Annotated in this window: 23 protein-coding genes; 11 read left to right on the top strand and 12 right to left on the bottom strand. The window is 63.7% G+C overall.

Annotated features, from left to right (window positions below):
* Positions 1-44: 44 nt before the first annotated feature.
* On the bottom strand, positions 45-866 hold the full coding sequence (locus HBH1_RS02765) for a polysaccharide deacetylase family protein (protein WP_102661482.1): 822 nt from the start codon (positions 864-866) through the stop codon (positions 45-47).
* Positions 867-888: 22 nt separating this feature from the next.
* Positions 889-1,872, bottom strand: coding sequence for a YVTN family beta-propeller repeat protein (locus HBH1_RS02760; RefSeq protein WP_102661481.1), 984 nt, complete (start codon positions 1,870-1,872; stop codon positions 889-891).
* 312 nt (positions 1,873-2,184) lie between these two features.
* On the opposite strand from HBH1_RS02760, the gene HBH1_RS02755 reads away from it, so the two are divergent.
* Together HBH1_RS02755 and HBH1_RS02750 are read left to right on the top strand one after the other, a co-directional pair.
* Positions 2,185-2,541 (top strand): FKBP-type peptidyl-prolyl cis-trans isomerase, encoded by a 357-nt coding sequence (locus HBH1_RS02755; RefSeq protein ID WP_102661480.1) that lies wholly within the window; start codon positions 2,185-2,187, stop codon positions 2,539-2,541.
* A 20-nt stretch (positions 2,542-2,561) separates the two neighbouring features.
* Positions 2,562-2,819: an acyl-CoA-binding protein gene (locus HBH1_RS02750; protein ID WP_077235077.1), complete on the top strand. Its 258-nt coding sequence runs from the start codon at positions 2,562-2,564 to the stop codon at positions 2,817-2,819.
* Positions 2,820-2,930: 111 nt separating this feature from the next.
* Here HBH1_RS02750 and HBH1_RS02745 read toward each other — a convergent pair whose 3' ends face one another.
* From HBH1_RS02745 to HBH1_RS02730, 4 genes are all read right to left on the bottom strand, one after another.
* Positions 2,931-3,911: a 2-hydroxyacid dehydrogenase gene (locus HBH1_RS02745; protein ID WP_102661479.1), complete on the bottom strand. Its 981-nt coding sequence runs from the start codon at positions 3,909-3,911 to the stop codon at positions 2,931-2,933.
* A gap of 72 nt (positions 3,912-3,983) precedes the next feature.
* On the bottom strand, positions 3,984-5,408 hold the full coding sequence (locus tag HBH1_RS02740) for a sodium:proton antiporter (protein ID WP_369878587.1): 1,425 nt from the start codon (positions 5,406-5,408) through the stop codon (positions 3,984-3,986).
* A gap of 141 nt (positions 5,409-5,549) precedes the next feature.
* The gene (pncB, locus tag HBH1_RS02735; RefSeq protein WP_006465388.1) at positions 5,550-6,725 is read right to left on the bottom strand and encodes a nicotinate phosphoribosyltransferase; all 1,176 of its coding nucleotides are present in this window, start codon (positions 6,723-6,725) and stop codon (positions 5,550-5,552) included.
* 185 nt (positions 6,726-6,910) lie between these two features.
* A complete protein-coding gene (locus HBH1_RS02730) occupies positions 6,911-8,164 on the bottom strand; it encodes an ABC transporter substrate-binding protein (RefSeq protein WP_102661477.1) in 1,254 nt (417 codons plus the stop codon).
* Between HBH1_RS02730 and HBH1_RS24770 the strand changes: the two genes are divergently transcribed.
* From HBH1_RS24770 to nth, 6 genes are all read left to right on the top strand, one after another.
* Positions 8,148-8,531, top strand: a complete 384-nt coding sequence (locus HBH1_RS24770) for a hypothetical protein (RefSeq protein WP_146012810.1) — start codon at positions 8,148-8,150, stop codon at positions 8,529-8,531. The two genes, HBH1_RS02730 and HBH1_RS24770, sit on opposite strands and share 17 nt — an antisense overlap.
* A gap of 7 nt (positions 8,532-8,538) precedes the next feature.
* Positions 8,539-8,862, top strand: a complete 324-nt coding sequence (gene fdxA / locus HBH1_RS02725) for a ferredoxin FdxA (RefSeq protein WP_006465386.1) — start codon at positions 8,539-8,541, stop codon at positions 8,860-8,862.
* A gap of 303 nt (positions 8,863-9,165) precedes the next feature.
* Positions 9,166-10,239 carry an NAD(P)/FAD-dependent oxidoreductase gene (locus HBH1_RS02720; RefSeq protein WP_006465385.1) on the top strand — a complete coding sequence of 358 codons (1,074 nt, stop codon included), beginning with the start codon at positions 9,166-9,168 and terminating at the stop codon, positions 10,237-10,239.
* 312 nt (positions 10,240-10,551) lie between these two features.
* Positions 10,552-11,787, top strand: coding sequence for a polyhydroxyalkanoate depolymerase (locus HBH1_RS02715; protein WP_006465384.1), 1,236 nt, complete (start codon positions 10,552-10,554; stop codon positions 11,785-11,787).
* Between the two features lie 193 nt (positions 11,788-11,980).
* Positions 11,981-12,724: an electron transport complex subunit RsxB gene (gene rsxB / locus HBH1_RS02710; RefSeq protein WP_166758445.1), complete on the top strand. Its 744-nt coding sequence runs from the start codon at positions 11,981-11,983 to the stop codon at positions 12,722-12,724.
* Positions 12,721-13,371 (top strand): endonuclease III, encoded by a 651-nt coding sequence (nth, locus tag HBH1_RS02705; protein WP_102661475.1) that lies wholly within the window; start codon positions 12,721-12,723, stop codon positions 13,369-13,371. The genes rsxB and nth overlap by 4 nt, the downstream gene beginning before the upstream one ends.
* A 47-nt stretch (positions 13,372-13,418) precedes the next feature.
* Here nth and HBH1_RS02700 read toward each other — a convergent pair whose 3' ends face one another.
* A complete protein-coding gene (locus tag HBH1_RS02700; RefSeq protein WP_102661474.1) occupies positions 13,419-14,645 on the bottom strand; it encodes a branched-chain amino acid ABC transporter substrate-binding protein in 1,227 nt (408 codons plus the stop codon).
* A gap of 256 nt (positions 14,646-14,901) precedes the next feature.
* Between HBH1_RS02700 and HBH1_RS02695 the strand changes: the two genes are divergently transcribed.
* On the top strand, positions 14,902-15,333 hold the full coding sequence (locus HBH1_RS02695) for a DUF1841 family protein (protein WP_006465380.1): 432 nt from the start codon (positions 14,902-14,904) through the stop codon (positions 15,331-15,333).
* A 16-nt stretch (positions 15,334-15,349) separates the two neighbouring features.
* Here HBH1_RS02695 and HBH1_RS02690 read toward each other — a convergent pair whose 3' ends face one another.
* The 5 genes from HBH1_RS02690 to HBH1_RS02670 form a co-directional block, all read right to left on the bottom strand.
* Positions 15,350-16,042, bottom strand: a complete 693-nt coding sequence (locus HBH1_RS02690) for a nucleotidyl transferase AbiEii/AbiGii toxin family protein (RefSeq protein WP_102661473.1) — start codon at positions 16,040-16,042, stop codon at positions 15,350-15,352.
* A complete protein-coding gene (locus HBH1_RS02685; RefSeq protein ID WP_006465378.1) occupies positions 16,035-16,271 on the bottom strand; it encodes a hypothetical protein in 237 nt (78 codons plus the stop codon). The genes HBH1_RS02690 and HBH1_RS02685 overlap by 8 nt, the downstream gene beginning before the upstream one ends.
* 80 nt (positions 16,272-16,351) lie before the next feature.
* Complete coding sequence (locus HBH1_RS02680) at positions 16,352-16,705, bottom strand: c-type cytochrome (RefSeq protein WP_102661472.1); 354 nt, start codon at positions 16,703-16,705, stop codon at positions 16,352-16,354.
* Between the two features lie 14 nt (positions 16,706-16,719).
* A complete protein-coding gene (locus tag HBH1_RS02675) occupies positions 16,720-17,040 on the bottom strand; it encodes a c-type cytochrome (protein ID WP_039877055.1) in 321 nt (106 codons plus the stop codon).
* Between the two features lie 366 nt (positions 17,041-17,406).
* Complete coding sequence (locus HBH1_RS02670; protein WP_077235063.1) at positions 17,407-19,644, bottom strand: preprotein translocase subunit TatB; 2,238 nt, start codon at positions 19,642-19,644, stop codon at positions 17,407-17,409.
* Between the two features lie 237 nt (positions 19,645-19,881).
* Between HBH1_RS02670 and HBH1_RS02665 the strand changes: the two genes are divergently transcribed.
* The gene (locus HBH1_RS02665) at positions 19,882-20,763 is read left to right on the top strand and encodes an AAA family ATPase (RefSeq protein WP_102661471.1); all 882 of its coding nucleotides are present in this window, start codon (positions 19,882-19,884) and stop codon (positions 20,761-20,763) included.
* Positions 20,764-20,821: 58 nt separating this feature from the next.
* Complete coding sequence (locus tag HBH1_RS02660; RefSeq protein WP_102661470.1) at positions 20,822-21,409, top strand: GNAT family N-acetyltransferase; 588 nt, start codon at positions 20,822-20,824, stop codon at positions 21,407-21,409.
* The last annotated feature ends 3 nt before the right edge of the window (positions 21,410-21,412 follow it).

The following is a 21,412-nucleotide window of genomic DNA, read 5'->3' as shown; positions in this document are numbered from 1 at the left end:
CCGGGCTCCCCTGCCCTCGGCGCCGGTTCGACTGGCAGCGGCGTTCAGTGTTCCTTGCCGGCACCAAACAGGTGGCGGTAGGCCGGATGTTCGCGCAGGGTGGCAAAGCAGTATCCCTTCTGCTCCAGCCCGCTGATCAAGGGTTCCAGCACGGCCGGGGCCCAGGGGTCCTGGCGCGACCAGATGCCCATATGGGCCAGGAAGATATCACCATCCTTGAGACCATCGAGCGCCTTTTTCAGCAACACCTCGTTGGGGAATTTGTCGCTGGGCAGTTCATCACCGGAAAAACCGGCCGGCGCCCAGGCCACATGGGCGTAGCCGCAGGCCTGCCCGGCCTTGAGCAGGTTGTGCGTGAGGCGCCCGCCGGGGGCGCGCCACAGCGGGTCGAGCTTGTGCCCGGTCAGCTGCTGGAAGCGCTGATCCACGCGCTGCATCTCCTGGCAATACTGGGCCGGGGTCCATTGCAGCTTCTTGCCGGCCTGCGCGCCGAATTGCGGCCGCACCTCGACCTTGCCGTCCGGCAGGTCGCGAACCACGTAGACATGGTCGAAGGTATGGGTCCCAAAGGCATGGCCCTCGGCCACCAGCCGCTTCCACAGCGGCGCCCAGGCCGGATCCAGGGAGTAGTCACCATGGATGGTCTTCTCGTTGGCCAGGAAGAAGGTGGCCTTGATATGGTGGCGCAGCAGGGTCTGTTCGATCAGTTCGGCCTGGGACTGGCTGCCGGTATCGAAGGTGAGATAGATGTGCCCCTTGCAGGCGGCGGCCTCGGGTGCGGCGGATTGCGCAACGGCCTGGCCGGCCGCCAGGATGGCGAACAGGCACAGGCCGCGCAGGGTCTGGTTCGAGAGGGACAGCGTCATCGTGGAGCGGTCATCGGCAGGATCAGATATCGGGCGCCCGGTTGTACAGGTAGATGCCGTGCGGCGAACGGCCCACCGGGATCACCTTGGTCACCGAGCGGCTGGCCAGGTCGATCACCGCGACCTTCTTGCTCCAGCGCAGCGTGGCCCACATGGTCTTGCCGTCGGCGGTGACTTCCATGCAGTCCGGACCGCCAGGGACCTTGATGGTACCGACGTTTTCCAGTGTGGTCATGTCGACGATGCTGATGGTATTGGCCACGCGGTTGGAGACATAGATGAAGCGCTTGTCACCCTGGCCGCGGAAGTTGTGGGCGCCGATGCCGGTCTTGATCTTCTTGACGATCTTCTGGGTGCGCCAGTCGATCACCTCGACATAGTCCGAACCCATGATGCCCACCAGCAGATACTTGTTGTCCGGGGTCATGACGATGCCGGCCGGCAGCTTGCCCACCGGCATGGTCCACTTGACCTGCTGGGTGGCCAGGTCGATGGCGCTGATCTGGTCGCTGCCCTGCTGGGTGATGAAGGCGATGGTGCTGTCGTTGTCGAAGGCGATGTGGCTGGGCGTCTTGGCCAGCGGGATGCGCTTGGACAGCTTCAGGTCCTGGCCGTCATAGCTGTAGACATCGACCCGGTCCAGGCGCAGGCCGGTGGCCACGAACCATTTCTGGTCGGGGGTGAAGCCAATCTGGTAGGGGTCGATGATGTCGCGGATCTTGCGCTGCACGGCACCGGTCTTGGGGTCCAGGAACAGCAGCTGGTTGCCGGTGGCGCTGGCCACGATCAGGGACTTGTTGTCCGGGGTGGCCATCAGGTGGTGCGGCTCCTTGCCGACCGAGAAAGTGGAGAGCTCCTTCTCACCGCTCTGGTCCAGCAGCGATACCGAGGCGTCGCCGGAGTTGAGTACCACCACCACGTTGGCATGGGCGGACACCGCGAGAACGGCCGACACACATGCTGCGCGGAGGGAAAGGGATAAAAGTTGGCTGAATCGACGCAACATGACGAACTTTACACAAAAATGCCTGATCTCATCGTGCACGGAGCACGTCCTGGGCTCTTAACGCATGCCGGAGCCATCCCGCTGACAGCCCGCTGACGCAATATGAAAAAATTTCAATTTTTGGTTTACACTGCCTGCCGTTCCGGTCGCATGCCGCTGCCGGAGCGGCCTGCAAGCCTGTCGCCATGCGGCGACGCGCGGGTGGACATGGACGGCGGGAAAATTGCCTGCAGGCACTACCCATCAGTTCCGCGCCACCCAACATGAACAGACAGGCCGCGCACACCCCATCCCCTCACCGAAAGGAACAAGATGTCCACGATCACCACAGCTTCCGGGCTGCAATATGAAGAAATCACCGTAGGCGCGGGCGACGAAGCCAAGGCCGGCAGCCATGTCACCGTGCATTACACCGGCTGGCTGCAGAATGCAGACGGCAGCGCCGGCAGCAAGTTCGATTCCAGCAAGGACCGCAATGACCCGTTCGCCTTCCCGCTGGGCGCAGGCCATGTGATCAAGGGCTGGGACGAAGGCGTGCAAGGCATGAAGGTCGGCGGCACCCGCAAGCTGATCATCCCGGCCGGCCTGGGTTATGGCGCACGCGGCGCTGGCGGCGTGATTCCGCCCAATGCCACCCTGATCTTCGAAGTCGAACTGCTGGGCGTCTGAGCCCGCTGGAGGAGAGAGACATGAGCACCCTGCAAGAACAGTTCGAAGCGGCCGTGGCCGAATCCAAGAGCCTGCCCGAGCGTCCCGACAACATGACCCTGCTGAAGATGTACGGCCTCTACAAGCAGGGCAGCAACGGCGACGTGCAGGGCGAGCGCCCCGGCATGACCGATTTCGTGGCCCGCGCCAAGTTCGACGCCTGGGCCGCGCTCAAGGGCAAGCCGCAAGCCGAAGCGCAGCAGGAATACATCGATATCTTCAATGACCTGAAGGGTTGATGCGGGTGCGGCAGCCGTTCGCTGTTGCCGCCTACCGGAAGCGAAAGCGCAAAAAAATGGGCGCACCCTTGATCGGGTGCGCCCATTTTGTTTTGTCGCAATGTGGCTGGATCAGCCCTTGACCACGTCCGGGTTGAGCAGGTTGGGCGGGCGCTGGCCGGACAAGGCGGCAATCAGGTTGCCGGCGGCGCAATGGGCCATGGCCAGGCGCGTGGGGGTGGAGGCGCTGGCGATGTGGGGAGTCAGCACCACATTGCTGAGGTCCAGGAATTCCGGCTTGAAGGCCGGCTCGTTCTCGAACACGTCCACGCCGGCAGCGGCGATGCGGCCCTCGCGCAGGGCAGCGATCAGGGCGGCATCATCGACGATGCCGCCACGGGCGATATTGGTCAGGGTGGCGGTCGGCTTCATCAGCGCCAGCTCGGCGGCGCCGATGGTGTGGTGGGTGTCCTTCGAATAGGGCAGCACCAGCACCACGTGGTCGGCCTGCCGGAGCAGATCTTCCTTGCTGACGTAGCGCGCATTGTTGGCACGCGCCTCCTGCTCCGGCGCCAGGCGCGAGCGGTTGTGGTACAGCACCTGCATGTCGAAGCCCAGCGAGCGGCGGGCGATGGCCTGGCCGATGCGGCCCATGCCGATGATGCCCAGGGTGGCGCCATGGATGTCGGGGCCGACGAAGCTGTCGTAGCTCCACTTCTTCCACTGGCCGGCGCGCAGGAAGTGCTCCGATTCGGTGATGCGGCGGGCGGCCGCCATCATCAGCGCCCAGCCGAAGTCGGCGGTGGTCTCGTTGAGCACATCGGGCGTATTGGTGGCCATCACACCGGCGCGGGTGGCGGCGGCCACGTCGATGTTGTTGTAGCCCACGGCCATGTTGCAGACCGCCTTGAGCTGGGGATTGGCGGCGAACAGCGCCGCCGTGACCGGTTCGCTGGGGGTGGTGAAGAGGCCGACCTTGCCCTGGGCCTTGGCCTGCAGTTCATCGGCAGTGTAGATGCGGTCGTCCTGGTTGGACTCGACCTCGAAGTGCTGCTCCAGGCGCGCCAATACTTCAGGGAAGACGGCGCGGGCGACGAAGATCTTTGGTTTCATGGGGGTCTCGTAATGTCTCGAAATGTCTCGTTGGAGGCGCTTGGGTGAACAGTAATTCAGGAATTCGGATGATTAGAAGAACAGGAAGCTTATGACGATGAACAGCGGCACCAGGATGCCCACCGACCACGCCATGTAGCCGAAGAAACTGGGCATGCGGATACCGCGCTCCTCGGCGATGGCCTTGACCATCATGTTAGGTGCATTGCCGATATAGCTGTTGGCCCCCATGAAGACGGCACCGGCAGAAATGGCCGCCAGGGTCGAGGCCAGCGGCCCCATCAGTTCGCGGGCATCACCCGATGCGGTGTTGAAGAAGACCAGATAGGTCGGTGCATTGTCGAGGAAGGAAGACAGCAGGCCGGTCATCCAGAAATACATCACATCGTCAGGCCGGCCGTCGGGACCGGTCACGGCCCGCACCACGGCGGCAAAGGCGCCCTGCTCGCCTGCGCGCAGCATGGCGATGACCGGGGCAATGGTGAGGAAGATGGCGGCGAACAGCTTGCCCACCTCCAGCATCGGTCCCCAGCCGAACTCATTGCCGGCACGGGCGCTGCCGGGGGTCAGCCACAGCGACAGCAGGATCACCAGCAGCAAGGCGCCATCGCGCAACAGGTTCTGCCATTCCAGCGGCGCCCCCATGAACTCGGTGGCCACGCCCGGCTTCCACAGGCCGCTCATGAGCACCAGCCCGACCACCACCGCCAGCAGCAGGAAGTTGACACTACCTTCCAGCTGCAGCGACGAGTCTGGCGTGGGATCGAGCGGGCGGCGCTCTTCGCGGTTGAGGTAGAAATGCCGGTCCAGCAGGTAGAAGATCAGCAGCAGCGCACCGCACAGGAAGGCCATCGGCGCCAGCAGGTGGCGTGCGGTCCAGAAGAAGTCCACCCCCTTCAAAAAGCCCAGGAACAGCGGCGGATCACCCAGCGGCGTGAGCGAACCGCCGGCATTGGCCACCAGGAAGATGAAGAACACCACCACATGCACCGAGTGCTTGCGGTCGTCGTTGGCGCGGATCAGTGGGCGGATCAGCAGCATGGCCGCGCCAGTGGTGCCCATGATGCTGGCCAGCAGGGTGCCCAGCGCCAGCAGCCCGGTATTCAAGGCCGGCGTGCCGTGCAGGTTGCCGCGCACGCAGATGCCACCGGCCACTGTGAAGAGGGCGGTCAGCAGGATGATGAAGGGAAGATATTCCGCCACCAGCGCATGCACGCTGATGGCCAGCGCTGCGTGCAGGCCCTGCGTGGCAGCCAGCGGTAGCAGCAAAGCCAGCGCCCAGGCGCCGGCGATCTTGCCGAAATGGTGATGCCATAGGGAAGGCGCCAGCAGTGGCAGCACGGCGATGGAAAGCAGCACGCCGGCAAATGGGAGCGCCCAGACCAGCGACAGGCCGGCGCCGTCAAGCTCGGCGGCCTGAGCGGACAGGGGAAACGTCAAACCCGACAGGGCAAGGAGGATGGCGTTGAGCGGCAAGTGTCGTCCTCGGGATGGCATGGAAGAAAACGTCCGCCATCGCGACAGGCGATGACGGGGGAGCCACACTATAGCAGCCGACTTGCCGCCGGCGCGCGAAAACCGGCCAGTGAAAAAACTTTCAGCTATTGATCAAATCCGCTCTGTGCCGCGCAAACCCGGTCAGGCCTTGATCTGGAACACCTGGCGCAGATAGTTCACATAAGCCGGGTCATCGCACATGTTCTTGGACGGGGTGTCGGAGAGCTTCGCCACCGGCTGGCCGTTGCAGCGCACCATCTTCATGACCACCTGCAGGGGCGTATAGCCCAGGTCGTTGGTCAGGTTGGTGCCTACGCCGAAGGCAACCTTGGCGCGGTCCTTGAAGCGCAGGTACAGGGCGCGCACCTTGTCGAAGTCCAGGCTGTCGGAGAACACCAGCACCTTGCTGGAGGGATCGACGCGATTGTCGCGGTAATGCTGGATCAGGCGCTCGCCCCATTCGAAGGGGTCGCCCGAGTCGTGGCGCGCACCGTCGAAGAGCTTGCAGAAGTACATGTCATAGTCGCGCAGGAAGGCGTCCATGCCATAGACGTCGGAGAGCGTGATACCCAGGTCGCCGCGATATTCACGCGCCCACATCTCGAAAGCGAAGGTCTGTGAATCACGCAGGCGCGGACCGAGGGCCTGGCAGGCCTGCAGGTATTCGTGGGCCATGGTGCCCAGGGGCGTCAGGTCGTGCTGCATGGCGTACATCACGTTGGAGGTACCGGCGAAGTGCTCGCCCATGTGCTGCTTCATCTCGTCGATGACTTCGGCATGCCAGCTGCGCGAGAAGCGGCGGCGGGTGCCGTAGTCGGCGATCTTGCAGCCGGCCAGTTCGGCGTCGTCGGTGATGACCGACATCTTCCGGCGCAGTCGCGCCCTGCCCTCTTCCAGATCGGGCGTGCGCTGGGTGGCGCGGAAATAGACTTCATTGACGATGGCCAGCACCGGCACTTCGAACATGATGGTGTGCAGCCACGGGCCCTTGACGCTGATCTCGATCTCGCCGTTGCCGGCCGGGTCGGGCTGGACGGTGATGTACTTTTCGTTCAGGTGGAACAGGTCGAGGAAGTCGACGAAGTCACTCTTGATGAAGCGCAGGCCGCGCAGGTAGTTCAGTTCGTCTTCCTTGAAGCGCAAGCGGCACAGGGCGGCGATCTCGGCGCGGATTTCCTCGACGTAGGGGGTCAGATCGATGTGCTCGTTGCGGCATTTGAAGCGATATTCGACTTGGGCGCCGGGGAAGTGATGCAGCACCACCTGCATCATCGTGAATTTGTACAGGTCGGTGTCGAGTAAGGAAGTGATGATCATGAAGTCCGGATGCGGATGCTCCGCATGCTGCCATGTTGATGGTCCACGTGCATGGCGGGTCGCCCCGGAGCGGTCCCGCGCCATGCCTTGGCGGCCCCCTTGGGCGCCGCGTGCGCTATCTTAACCGAGATCGGCGATGGCAAAGCCCCCTGCGCCAAGGGGGCATTGGGCGTGCCGCCAGGCGGTCACTTGATGGCCGAGCCAGGACGGCGGCTGCGCACGTAGGTGGCCGGCGGCAGATAGGCGCTGCCATCCAGGTAGCGCCACTCGCGCATGGTGCTGCGACCGTCCTTCTGCGACACCAGCCCGATGAAGGCACCCATGGACGCCTGCTGGTCCAGGGCGCGGAAGCTGAGTTCGCCCAGCGGCGAAGACCAGTGCAGGCCGCGCAGGGCCTCGACCAGGGCCTCGCCGTCATTTCCTTCACTTTTCTTCAGGCCGGCGGCGATGGCCATCATCGTGGAATAGCCCAAAACGGACGACAGCTGCGGGCGTTCGCTGAATTTCTTCAGATAGGCTTCCAGGAAGCGCTGGTGTTCGGGGGTGTTGATCTGGTCCCAGGGGTAGCCGACGGCCAGCCAGTCGCGGATCGCCTCGCTCTGCGAAGGATCCAGGCTTTGCGCACCGGCCGAGGCCAGCGACACCACCTGCACGCCATTGAAGAGTTGCAGGCGGTTGCCGGCCTGCACGAACTTCTGCAGGTCGTCGCCGAAGGTGGCGTTGAAGATGCCGTCCGGGCGCGACTGGCGGATCGCCCGCGCCACGTCGTCGGCCTTGATCTTGCCCAGCGCCGGCCACTGGTCGCTGACGAATTCCACATCCGGGCGGGCCTGCTTCAACAACATCTTGAAGCTGGCCACGGCGCTCTGGCCGTATTCATAGTTGGGGGCTACCACCGCCCAGCGCCGCCCCGGCAGGCGCGCGGCCTGTTCGGCCAGCATGGCGGCCTGCATGTAGGTCGAGGGACGCACGCGGAAGGTGAAGCGGTTGCCCTTGTCCAGGGTGATGGCGTCCGACAGGGCATCGCCCACCACCAGCACGGTCTTGCCGCGGGCGGCTTCGCGCGCCACCGCCAGGGCCACGTCGGAGAGCATGGTGCCGGTCAGCACCTCGACGCGTTCCTTGCTGACCAGTTCCCTGGCGTTGCGGGCGGCCTGGTCGGCGTCACCATCGTCGTCCCGCACCACCAGCTGCAACGGCCGGCCATGCACACCACCGGCTTCATTGATCTGCTCCAGGGCCAGCGCCAGCCCATTGCGGTAGGCTTGCCCGGAGAGTGACTGGCGCCCCTGGCTATTGATCTCGCCGATGCGGATGGCTTCGGCGGCCTTGGCCGGGACCACCGGCGCCAACGGCAAGGCCAGCGCGGTCAGCAGGCCCAGTACGGCCGGCAGCAGGGAACGACGCAGGGGAGAGGGTCTGGTGTCTTCAGCGTTCACGCCGGGACTTCCTTATCAGTTGATGCGCCGCATCGACCGGCACGCCTGGCGGCCTTGTTCCGTGCGCGGAGGCGGCATCCGGAAGACCTTGGCGGCGGCGGGTCTGGTGGCGAGCTTGTTTATTTACTTATACGTAAACTGTATAAGCCTCATTTGTGGGAAAAATCGAATTACCTTAAAATACAAGGCTTTGCGGCGGGTTGCGCAGCGGCATCCCAAGGGCGCCCACAAGGCGGAGGATGCAGCAGGATGCGCGCAAAATGGACCTCGACAACAGGTTGACCAGCCGCAACATGATTTTAACCGTGCCATATTGCCATCAATTGCGGCGCAGTTAGCCATCGGTTTGAAGAAATTTTACAGATAGGACAGTTATGACCCACGTTGTCACCGATTCCTGCGTCCGTTGCCGCTACACGGATTGCGTGGATGTTTGCCCGGTGGATTGTTTCCGCGAAGGCCCCAATTTCCTCGCGATTGACCCGGACGAATGCATCGACTGCGCCGTGTGCGTGGCCGAATGCCCGGTCAATGCGATCTACGCGGAAGAAGACGTGCCGGCCGACCAGCAGCCTTACATCGCCCTGAACGCGGACCTGTCCCGCAGCTGGCCCTCCATCACCAAGACCAAGGCACCGCTGCCGGACGCCGAGGAATGGAAGGACAAGACCGACAAGCTGCAATACCTGCAGCGCTGATCGCTGCGGCAGATCAAGCCGGTCGGGCCCGAACCCGCCCAGAATTGCGGTTGCGCATCCAGCCTGGCAGCACCATCGTCCCAGCCAGATGCGCAGCCGTTTGTATTTGGCCCTCCGCAAAGCCCCTGCCAGCCTCATGGGTTGGCGTTGCCGAAGCGGTGCAGGCCTGCAGCACCCTCTTTATGCACCGTCCTTACCTGGCCGATCCACCGCCATGCGGCCCACGCCGCTAGCCAGTCGCGCAACGCGCAAGTGCGAAAAGCCTCTCTACTGATCTACTGAAACAGGAATATCAAGAAAATCATGGAAAACAATGTCCAGAGCGCGGCAGTCAACGGCGTCATCGATGCCGATGCCGTCATCATCGGCGCCGGCCCGGTCGGCCTGTTCCAGGTGTTCGAACTCGGCCTCTTGGAAATCAAGGCGCACGTGATCGATTCGCTGCCCGTCGTCGGCGGCCAGTGCGTGGAGCTCTACCCGGACAAGCCCATCTATGACATCCCGGCCGTGCCGGTCTGCACCGGCCAGGAACTGACCGACAACCTGTTGAAGCAGATCGAGCCCTTCTCGCCCACCTTCCACCTGGGCCAGGAAGTGACCCTGGTCAACAAGCGCGAAGATGGTCGTTTCGACGTCGAGACCTCCACCGGCACCCGCTTCATCACCAAGACCATCTTCATCGCCGCTGGCGTGGGTTCGTTCCAGCCGCGTACCCTGAAGGTCGAGGGCATCGAGCAGTTCGAAGGCTCGCAGGTGTTCTACCGCGTCAAGGAACCGGCCCTGTTCGAAGGCAAGAACATCGTCATCTGCGGCGGCGGCGACTCCGCCCTGGACTGGGCGCTGAACTTCGTGGGCAAGGCCGAATCGGTGATCCTGCTGCATCGTCGCGAGGAATTCCGCGCCGCGCCGGCGTCGGTGGCCAAGATGAAGGAACTGTGCGAACAGTACGAGATGCAGCTGGTGATCGGCCAGGTCACCGGCACCGAGATCAAGGACGGCAAGCTGGCCGAGGTCAAGGTCACCGGTGCCGACGGCGTCACCCGCCGCCTGCCGCTGGACATGCTGCTGGTCTTCTTCGGCCTCTCGCCCAAGCTGGGCCCGATCGCCGAGTGGGGCCTGGATATCGAGCGCAAGCAACTGAAGGTGGTCGATACCGAGAAGTTCGAGACCAATATCCCGGGCATCTTCGCCGTGGGTGACATCAACACCTATCCGGGCAAGAAGAAGCTGATCCTGTCGGGCTTCCACGAAGCCGCGCTGGCCGCCTTCGGCGCTGCGCCCTACATCTTCCCGGAAAAGAAGATCCACATGCAGTACACCACCACCTCGCCCAAGCTGCACAAGATCCTGGGCGTGGAAAGCCCGGTCTTCGACTGAGGCTGCACTGCCCGCACCAAGGCAGCCGCGCTGCCACCAAAGCCCCCGTCCCAGTACGGGGGCTTTTTGTTTCTGCAAAGTTTTGCAGGAACTTGTGGACTGCAAGCCACTGGTCTGACCAGCAAGCAGGGCGTAAGGCAAAGCGTGCTATGCTACTGCGTCGCAACAAGGAAAAAGTTGACAAATTAATCACAATATGAATTTGTCAGCCGATGATCGTCGCCAAACGTTTGTGGCACATGCTTGCTGCGCACCTGGTCCGGGCTATCCGCCTGGCAGGCAGGCCAGCCAGTGCTTGTATAAAGGTCAGCTATGCTTTATCAACTGCATGAACTCAATCGCGCGTTTCTGAACCCGATGATGCAATGGGCCGAAACCTCGGCCAAACTCTTCTCGGACCCGGTTTCCCCGCTCGCCCACACCCCCTTCTCGCAGCGCATCGCCGCCGGCTATGAGCTGCTCTATCGCCTGTCCAAGGAATACGAAAAGCCGCAGTTCAACATCGGCGAAGTGCCGGTCGATGGCAAGCCCACCGGCATCGTCGAGGAAGTGGTGGAGGAAAAACCCTTCGCCCGCCTGATCCACTTCAAGAAGGATCTCAACGCGCGCCAGATTGCCGCCCTCAAGCAGCCGACCGTGCTGGTGGTGGCGCCACTGTCCGGCCACCACTCCACCCTGCTGCGCGAAACCGTGCGCGCCCTGCTGCAGGAACATGACGTTTTCATCACCGACTGGACCGATGCCCGCATGGTGCCGGTCGAACAGGGCGAATTCCACCTGCATGACTACGTCTACTACGTGCAGGACTTCATCCGCACCCTGGGTCCGGACGTGCACGTGATCTCGGTCTGCCAGCCGACGGTGCCGGTGCTGGCGGCCATCGCGCTGATGGCCAGCGCCAACGATCCCAAGCTGCCCAGGAGCATGACCATGATGGGCGGCCCCATCGATGCCCGCAAGTCGCCCACCTCGGTGAACGACCTGGCCACCGAAAAGCCCTTCTCCTGGTTCGAGAACACGGTGATCTACAGCGTCCCGGCCAACTATCCCGGCTTCGGTCGCAAGGTCTACCCGGGCTTCCTGCAGCACGCCGGCTTCGTGGCCATGAACCCGCGCCGCCATGCCCAGAGCCACTGGGATTTCTACATGCACCTGCGCGACGGCGACGATGCCTCGGCCGAGGAACACCGCAAGTTCTACGACGAGTACAACGCCGTGCTGGACATGCCGGCCGAGTTCTACCTGGAAACCATCAAGGTGGTATTCCAGGACTTCAACCTGGCCCGTGGCACCTGGGAAATCGAAGGCAAGCCGGTGCGCCCGCAGGACATCAAGTCGGTCGCCCTCTTCACCATCGAAGGCGAACTGGATGACATCTCCGGCTCCGGCCAGACCCAGGCCGCGCAGGAACTGTGCAGCAGCATCCCCAAGGCCCGCAAGCAGCACTTCACCGTGCCCAAGGCCGGCCACTACGGCATCTTCTCGGGCCGCCGCTGGCGCGAGATCGTCTGTCCCAAGATCGGCGAATTCATCCGCGCCAATGCCTGAACGGCGCTGGCACGACTGATCCGCCACGCCCCTCGGAACGGCGCCCGTGAAAACGCGGCGCCGTTCTGCTTTGCGCTGGCGGCATGACTTCGGCGCGGTTTGGCCGGATAATAGCGCCCTTATTCTGCAGAACTGCCCGACCGACGTGCCGCCATCCGCCTCCTTCTCGTCCCCTTTGTCCCCTTTGTCTACGTTGGCAACTTCGTCAGCCTCGCTGGCCGACCGTATCGAAGACCTGCTGCCGCAGACCCAGTGCACCAAGTGCGGCTATCCCGCCTGCCGCCCCTATGCCGAAGCCATCGCCGAAGGACGTGCCGAGTACAACCAGTGCCCGCCCGGTGGTGCCGAAGGGGTGGCGCGACTGGCGCAGTTGCTGGGCCGGCCGGTGATTCCGCTCAATCCGGTCCATGGCAGCGAACAACCGCGTCGCCTGGCCGTGATCGATGAACAGGTCTGTATCGGCTGCACCCTGTGCATCCAGGCCTGCCCGGTGGATGCCATTGCCGGCGCGGCCAAGCAGATGCATACCGTGGTCGATGCCCTGTGCACCGGGTGCGACCTGTGCGTGGCGCCTTGCCCGGTGGACTGCATCAGCATGGTGGAGGTCACGCCCGGCCGCACCGGCTGGCAGGCCTGGAGCCAGCAGCAGGCCGACGAGGCCCGTGCCCGTCACGATTGGCGCACGGCACGTCTGCGTCGCGATAAGCTGGAAAACGATGCCCGCCTGGCCGCCAAGGCCGCCGCCAAATTGAAGGAAGTGGAAGCCGCTGCCGCCGGCACGCCCGAAGAGCAGGCCGAACTGGCCCGCAAGAAGGCCATCATCCAGGCCGCCATGGAACGTGCGCGGCAAAAGAAGCTGCAGGCGGCACAAGACAGTCAAGACAGCCAAGACACGCCAGCCCCGCCGACCAACCCGACCGACAGCGAGCCAGCATGAACCCGACCAAACGCCGCGATATCTTCGAACGCCTGCGCCAGGCCAATCCCACCCCGACCACCGAGCTGGAATACACCACCCCGTTCGAACTGCTGATCGCCGTGCTGCTCTCGGCCCAGGCCACCGACGTCTCGGTCAACAAGGCCACCCGCAAGCTCTATCCGGTGGCCAATACGCCCGAGGCGATCTTCAGGATGGGCGTGAACCAGCTCATGCCCTATATCCAGACCATTGGCCTGTATCGCACCAAGGCCAAGAACGTCATCGAGACCTGCCGCATCCTGATCGAACAGCACGGCGGCGAGGTGCCGGAATCGCGCGAGGCGCTGGAAGCCCTGCCGGGAGTCGGCCGCAAGACCGCCAACGTGGTCCTGAACACGGCCTTCGGCCATCCCACCATTGCGGTGGATACACATATCTTCCGCGTCTCCAACCGCACCGGCCTCGCCCCGGGCAAGGATGTGGACGAGGTCGAACGCAAGCTCATCAAGTTCGTCGCCCCGGAATTCCGCCAGGATGCGCACCACTGGCTGATCCTGCATGGCCGCTATACCTGCATTGCGCGCAAGCCCCAGTGCTGGAACTGCATCATCGCCGACCTGTGTGAATTCAAGCAGAAGACGCCACTTCCGGCCAAGGGCGTGTGAAGCTCTGAAGCTCCGGACTGGCGACTGGCCGATCCGACGCGGCCGCTTCAGCGCGGCAGTCCGCTGAAGCGCTCCACCGGCACCCAGCGCTGATCCTTCACTTCATACATGGTAAAGGTGGGGTTGAGCAGGTCACCCTCCTCATTGAACGCGACCGTGCCGCTGACACCCTCGAAGCGCAGACGATGCATGGCCCGCGCCACCAGCTCCGGGTCACTGCTGCCGGCCTGGCGGATGCCCTGGATGATGGCCTGCGCCGCCTCATAGGCGAACACGGCATAGAGATCGATATTGGAATCGAAACTCTGGCTATAGCGCTGGCGGAAGCCTTTCCAGCCCGGCATCCTGTCCTGCGGAGGACCCGGCTCCAGCACCAGCGCGCCATTGGCATCGGCGCCGGCACGCATCAGGAAGGGCAAGCCGACGGTGCCGGCAGAGGCCATCAATCGGGCCTCCAGCTTGAGCCGACGGATGGCTTTGGCCAGGATGCCCGCCTGCCAGTTCAGGCCGCCGAAGAAGATCAGGTCGGGCGCCTGCTTGCGCGCCTCCATCAATGGAGCATTGAAGTCCGAGGTCTTGTCGCTGACCGAATAGCGGCCCAGCACCCTCGCCCCCTGCGCTTCTGCCTGGCGGGCAAACTGCTCGGCCAGGCCCTGGCCGAAGGGAGTACGGTCGTCGATGGTCACCACGGTTTTGACGCCCAGCCTGGCGATCGCATAATCGGCCGCCAGCCGCCCCACGCCTTCGTTGTTGGGAATGGTGCGGAAGATGCGCGGATAAGACAGGGAAGTCAGCTTGCGGCTCATCGCCGAAGGGGTGACCTGGATCACGCCGGCCGCATGATAGACGGGCGCGGCCACCAGGCTGGTACCGCTGGTCCAGTGACCGACCACGCCGATGACACGCTGCCCCACCAGATAGCGGGCCACGTATTCCGCCGTACCGGGATCGGCCCGATCATCCTGGGAAACCAGCTTGAGCCGATAGGATTTGCCGGCTATGCGCAGGCCGCGCTGGTTGGCTTCGTCTACCGCCAGTTGCGCGCCGTTCTGCATGCTGCGGCCCACGGCCATGGAGGCCCCGCTCAGCGGACCGGCAAAACCGATGGCCAGGGTATCGTCCCCGCTATCGGCCTCATCAGTCACCGCAGGCACGTCCCGCTTGGCAGGCGCTGCCCAGGCCGGCGTGCTCAATGCATTCACCGCAGTCACAGCCATCGCGGCCACGGCGGCCCATGTCAGCAAGACAGCCGACCCGCGCCGCAGCCAGGACATCCCGTGGCGGGGAGGTCCCATCAGGCTTCCAACAAAACGCATGCACTATCCCTTCTCTCTGCCCGGCCTCGCGTCCCCTGTCACCGCCACGCGGCGATGCGGCCAGGTTGGTCTTTGGATGGATTATTCAGATGCTTGTTGTGTGGAAAGAATAGTACTTCATCTGCGGCCGCTGCGGGGCCGCTCTGCCGGGGCCGCCTGAAAGCCCCGGCAGACCAGCGTAAAATAGCGCTTTGTCACCGAATTGCGCACCGCCATGTTCACGCCGTCCCAGCACGATGTCCGCCGCTTCTTCTGCGAAGCCTATCGCAAGCACCAGGGCCATGAAATCCTCACGCCGCTGGAAGCCATCGCCCGCGACTGGATCATGCAGCATCCGGAATATCACGACGGCCTGCGCGACGTCGAGGCCGCGATTGCCGCCGATTACTCGGTCGAGCAGGGCCAGAGCAATCCCTTCCTGCACCTGTCGATGCACCTGTCGATCACGGAACAGATCTCCATCGACCAGCCGCCCGGCATCCGCGCCGCCTTCCAGTTGCTGGCGCAGCGCCGTGGCTCGGAGCACGAGGCCCATCACGAGATCATGGAAGCCCTGGGCGAGATGATCTGGAACGCCCAGCGCAATGGCCTGCCCCCGGATGGGGCCGCCTATATCGAGAATATCAAGCGGCGCGCCCAGGGGTGATTCCCTGCAGCCACGGTCATGAAAGTGAATCCGGCGACGAACTACGCAGCAGGGCCGGAATGCGCTCCCTGAGTTCCGGGTCCATCTGCATCTTCTGCAGACAAAGTGCCAGATAAGCCGGATCGCTGACCAGTCCGATTGCCTTGTCATAAGCCACATCAACGCTCTGGCCGTAGGCCAGCCGGGCTTTGTCCCAGGCAGCCTGCGGCACCGTTCCCCAGTGGGCGATCATCATGGCCAGATCGATGGCATCACGGCTGGCGACCGACTTGTCACCCCAGCGGTCGGCATTGGCGAGCAACTTCTCGGCATACATGTCTTCCGGCGCCAGCACGGGGATGCCCCATTGCGGATGCATTGCTCCCGCGACATGGATGCGCCCCTCGCTGACGACTTCGAATTTCACCGGCACATCGTCGATCCGGAGGAAGGTACGGATGCCATAACGATCAGCACGCACCTCGCGTATCAGCTCAAGCGGCGTACGCGCCATCTGTCCCAGGGAAGCATTGGTAATGGTATTGCGCAAGGCGCGGTAGCCTTCCTGAGAGCTGCAGAGAAAGTCGACATCCAGGGATTCGCGATATTCATCCAGCGCCAGGACGATGGCCGTTCCACCACCGAAGAAACACCCACAGCTGAACAGGAAATCGCCATCCAGCGCTGCGAGCAAACCGGCGATGCGGCGATGATGCGCTCGCTTAAACATGCAGGACGCCGTGACCGTACTGGTGGATCAGGCGATCCAGCATGGCCCGCTCCGCAGGGGGCATGGCGTCCTGGTCGACGAACCTCCAGTTGCGTTCGTAAAGGTCGAACGCCTCCGCACCGGTAATCGCATCGCGAGGATCACGATTCCAGGCGATCAGACGGAGCTGGGGGAAGTCCCCGATGACGACAAGTTCGGCGGCGAAGTTCATGAATCGATTATGCATCATGAACTATTCCTTATCAAACCAGCAGGTCCATCGGCCGGGCACCAGCCTGCCCCGGCCTGCCTGTGCACCAAGATGCCCCGTTATTTGCGCAACACCAGCGTCCCCGGCAGGCTGTGCAGGAAGGCCGCGATATCAGCGATATCCCGGTCCGACAGCGGCTTGGCCAGCGGCGACATGATGGCGTTGTTGCGGCCGTTCATGGCACTGTCGCCGCGCCGGTAGGCGGTCAGGGCGTGCTTGATGTAGTCCTCGTGCTGGCCGGCCAGCTTGGGATAGGCGGGGTCGGTGGGTGAGGTGTAGTCCTTGCCGTGGCAGGAGGCGCAATTGTACTTTTCCATCAGCGCGCGGCCGTTGGCGATATCGGCCGCGGTGGCGGCCTGCGACAGCAGCGTGGCAGCCGCCAGCAGCGCCGGAGCGATCAGCTTGTTGTTCATCTCGTGGCTCCCCTTCACTTCTGCTGCGAATAGTAGGCGGCCAGGTCGGCAATGTCCTGGTCCGACAGGCTGGCCGAAATGCCCATCATGGAGGGATGCTTGCGCTCTCCCTTCTGGTAGGCCCGCAGCGCGTTCTCGATGTACTTGGCAGACTGGCCGCCCAGCATCGGTACCTGATAGACCTCGGGGAAACTGGCTTTGTAGCCGGGGATGCCATGGCAACCGATGCACATGGAGACTTTGTTTTCAGCGGCCTTGGCATTGCCGACGATGTCCGCCGCAGACGCACTGCCGAGCATGCCGGTCAAGGCAAGAAACACGAGGTGTTTTTTCATGTGAGCTGGCTAAGATGATTGGACTTGCCATCCGTCCCGCATGTAACGGCTGCGCAACGGACACCCGACGAAACGCATCTTTTGCTACCAGCGGCAAACTTTATCGTACTTGTTAGATTGTGCTGGTCTTGCAGGTTTGGCTGTTCTGCTATGGCTCAACCGGTGTTTTGGCTCAAGCTTGTCTCTCCACTCCCCCTGCCTTGCGCAAAAAACGCTTTTGATTCTAACCAATAAAACCGGCAGCGTCATCCCTGCCCGCAGCACCGGCCGATCAGGCGCAACAGCCCGCCCGCTGCGGCCTGGCGGGCGGACGGGGTGTTATATGCGCTGCAATATCAGGGATATGGAATGTGGCTGATGTCAGCTTCAGGCGACATGACGACTGGCCTGATGATGCAGATCATCTGATTGAACAAGTGAAGCCTGGTGCCACTTCCCATCGGCTGCACCGGCATCGTCTCCCTCGTCGTCATCGTCATCCTGCTCGTCTTCGGCTTCATCTTGCAGCGCGGCATGTGAACGCTCGGGGAGAATGAAATACCACGGCCGGACGACGAAACGGCGCAACACTGCCCGCATGGCCACGTTGCGCGCACGGCGCGGCAGGTCACGCGAGCGCAGGGCCAGCGCCAGGGCGCAGGCGAAGGCCACCGCCACCGACAGCAGGGCGGTGATGGCCACACCCCCGGCGGCCAGCCAGAAGGCCGGTGTCATCAGGGATTCCCAGCCCAGGCTGAAGGCAGCGGCCGTCAGCGCGCCGGCCGCCAGGCTGACATGACGAATATCCAGCGGCAGGCTGAAGAAGGCCGCCACCACCGGCGCCATCCCCAGCAGCACGGCCAGCGCCAGGCTGCCGGCGATGGTGGCGACGTTGCGCTCCAGCCAGGCGGCACAGCGCTGGGCGCGCATGGCCCCCAGGCCATGCACCAGGCGACGATGGTTGGACACCACCTCGCGCACCCGGCGCAGGGCAAACCAGTTGTCGGCAAAGCCGGCGGCCAGGCTGGCCAGCCACAGCAGTATCCCGGTCAGGGCGGCATACAGCGGCGTGGGGCCGACCAGTGACAGGCTGGCCAGGGTCTGGCGCGCTGTCTCCACCGGCATCGACTTGCCGCCCAGCGCAAACCAGCCCAGGGCGCACAGCGCGGCCGTGACCGGCACCACCGCCAGCAGGTTGCCGAAGATGCCGGCCGATTGCGAGCGCAACAGCTGGCCCGACTCCGCGATCAGCTCGCGCATGCCCTGCCCGTCCAGCTCGCCCATGCGCGAAGCCAGGGCCGGTGCGGTCACGGCCGGCTGGCGCGTAGCCAGCACGCCGCCCAGGGCGGCGATCAACAGGAAGCTGGCTGCGTAGTTCAGCGAGGCCAGTGCGCCATCCACGAAGTGCCCCACGCCCAGCGACGACAGGCTCGTCTTGACCAGGGCGGTCCCGGCGATCACGGCGCCGCCGATCAGACCGGCCCGCATCACCTTGCGATAGCCGGCACCGTCGCGGGCGATGGCCTGCTCGCGGTGATCGGCATTGCGCTCCACCATCTTGCGCGCCAGCAGCGCGAAACTGCGCCGCATCAGGCCGCGTACCGAATCACGATGGTGGTGCGCGGAAATCAGGTCGCACAGCAGCAACTGCATGCGGCCGGCGCCGGCCTTGGCCGCCAGACCCGGCACAGCCGGACTGATGGCTGGACCGGGTACGCCGGAGCGCACGTCGATCAGGCGCCCGATGCGTTGCAGGTGGGCGCGCATGCGCTCGACCCGGTACACCAGGCTGACCGAGACGCCGTATTCATCCAGGTGGGCATAGATGCGGTCGGTCTGGGCGTGGCACACCGCCACCAGCATGCGCACGCTGCGCAGCGCGCCCAGATCGCCCGGCTGCGCCCGCAGCCAGGTCTCCATCTCGCGCCGCAGCGCCAGGAAGGGCGTGGCGCGCATCGGCATCTTGGGCTCCAGGCGCTGGCGGAAGGCCGGGCTGATGCCATCGGCCACCACCGTCATGGTGAGGTAGGTGATGGCCTCCTCGATCTGTTGCCAGTACATGTGCGAGATGCCGTCGTCGGCCATCAGTTTCCACAGACGGACCAGCAGTTCATTGTCCAGCTCCACCAGCCAGGCGGCGTCCTCCGGATCGGGGAACATGGCCGTAAACAGCGAGGACAGGTCGGTCGGTGACAGATGGCGCGGCAGCACCAGGCGCGCCAGGCGCTCCGAGAGCTCGCCGAAGAAGCCGGGCTCGTGCGGCAGGCCGGTGGTGGAAAAGAGTTCGGGGCCGGTGGCTTCGCGCAGGGTCTTTTGCAGTGCCTTCTGGACCTCGCGCCGCACGTCGCGGTGCTGGTCCAGCCAGTCCAGCATGATCGCCAGCCGCTGACGCCGCACCTTGTGCCAGCTCTGGCGGTCCAGCAGCGATACCGCCGGGCGATGGCGCAGCCACTCGGCCACGTCGATCATCCAGTTGGCGCGTTCATGCCAGCTCGCAGCGGCATCGATGCGTCGCATCAACACCTCCAGCTGGCGGCCGACATCCTGCCGGTCCATGTAACGCGCCTGCATGCCGTGGCGCATTCGTCTCCACACCACCAGCATCTTGAAGAACAGGAATTTCATGGGCAGTGAGCGCCGTGGGCGCTTCCATTTTGTTGCATGCGTGATCAGCTATATATGAATGATTTCACCAAATTCAAGCCCACTCGGGATGGCATGGGTTTTCCCTTATACTCGGAGAAACACGAAGAAACAGGTGGCGCCGCCCTTGCACTGCCGCTGCACCGCCGCATTTGCCAGACTCACAGACACGCAGACACCATACGCTTTGCCTCCAGCAACCTGACAAGGACCGCATCCATGCCAGATCATTCCGCATCTTCCTCCGCTCCTCAATCCGCGCGCTTCAACGGTAGCGAGAACTACGTCGCCACCGACGACCTCAAGCTGGCCGTCAATGCCGCTCTCACCCTGCAACGGCCCCTGCTGATCAAGGGCGAGCCCGGCACCGGCAAGACCATGCTGGCCGAGGAGGTGGCGGCCGCGCTCGGCCGGGCGCTGCTGCAGTGGCACATCAAATCGACCACGAAAGCCCAGCAGGGCCTGTATGAATATGACGCGGTATCGCGTCTGCGGGATTCGCAACTGGGCGACGAGCGCGTCAAGGATATTCACAACTACATCGTCAAAGGTGTCCTGTGGCAAGCCTTCACCTCGGAAGAGCCGGTGGTGTTGCTGATCGACGAAATCGACAAGGCCGACATCGAATTTCCCAATGACCTGCTGCGCGAAATCGACCGCATGGAGTTCTACGTCTACGAGACGCGTGAGCTGGTGAAGGCGCGGCACCGGCCGCTGGTGGTGATCACCTCCAACAACGAGAAGGAATTGCCGGACGCCTTCCTGCGCCGCTGCTTCTTCCACTACATCAAGTTCCCCGACAAGGCGACCATGCAGAGCATCGTCGATGTGCACTTCCCGCACATCAAACGTGAACTGCTGGCGCAGGCGCTGGAAGCCTTCTACCAGGTGAGGGACGTGCCCGGCATCAAGAAGAAGCCGTCGACCTCGGAGCTGATCGACTGGCTCAAGCTGCTCATGGCCGAGGACATCCCGCCCGAGGCCCTGCACAACCCGGACAATAAAGCCGTGGTGCCGCCGCTGCACGGCGCCCTGCTCAAGAACGAGCAGGATGTGCACCTGTTCGAAAGGCTGGTGTTCATGTCCCGTACCAATCGCTGAAACGCTGAACCTCCGCTGAACCACAGCTGAGCACGCCCTACCCGCCCCAGGAGCCGTCATGCAATTTCTCTCGCCGATCACCTTGAAGGGCCAGTTCGCCACCGTCGAGCCACTGCATCCCGAGCATCACGATGCACTCATCGCGGCGGTCTCGGACGGCAAGCTGTGGAAGCTCTGGTACACCGCCATCCCCAAGCCGGAGACCATGCGCGCCGAAATCGAAAGACGCCTGCACCTGCAGCAGCAAGGCAGCATGCTGCCCTTCGTGATCCGCCGCAACGACACCGGCGCCCTGTGCGGCATGACCACCTACATGAACGCCGACGTCGCCCACCGGCGTGTGGAGATCGGCTCCACCTGGTATGCCGCCAGTGCGCAGCGCACCGGCATCAATACCGAGTGCAAGCTGATGATGCTGACCCATGCCTTCGAGGACATGCACTGCATCGCCGTCGAGTTCCGCACCCACTGGATGAACCAGCAATCGCGCGCAGCCATTGCCCGCCTGGGCGCCAAGCAGGATGGCATCCTGCGCAATCACCAGCGCATGCCGGACGGGTCCTATCGCGATACGGTGGTGTTTTCCATCATCGAATCGGAATGGCCGACGGTGCGCCGCCATCTGCAGTTCAAGCTGGGGCGCTGAGCC

The sequence above is a fragment of the Herbaspirillum sp. BH-1 genome, from assembly GCF_002870055.1.
Lineage (GTDB): Bacteria > Pseudomonadota > Gammaproteobacteria > Burkholderiales > Burkholderiaceae_D > Herbaspirillum > Herbaspirillum frisingense.
Note: the sequence above shows the minus strand (reverse complement) of the source record. Positions and strands in the feature narration are given on the sequence as shown.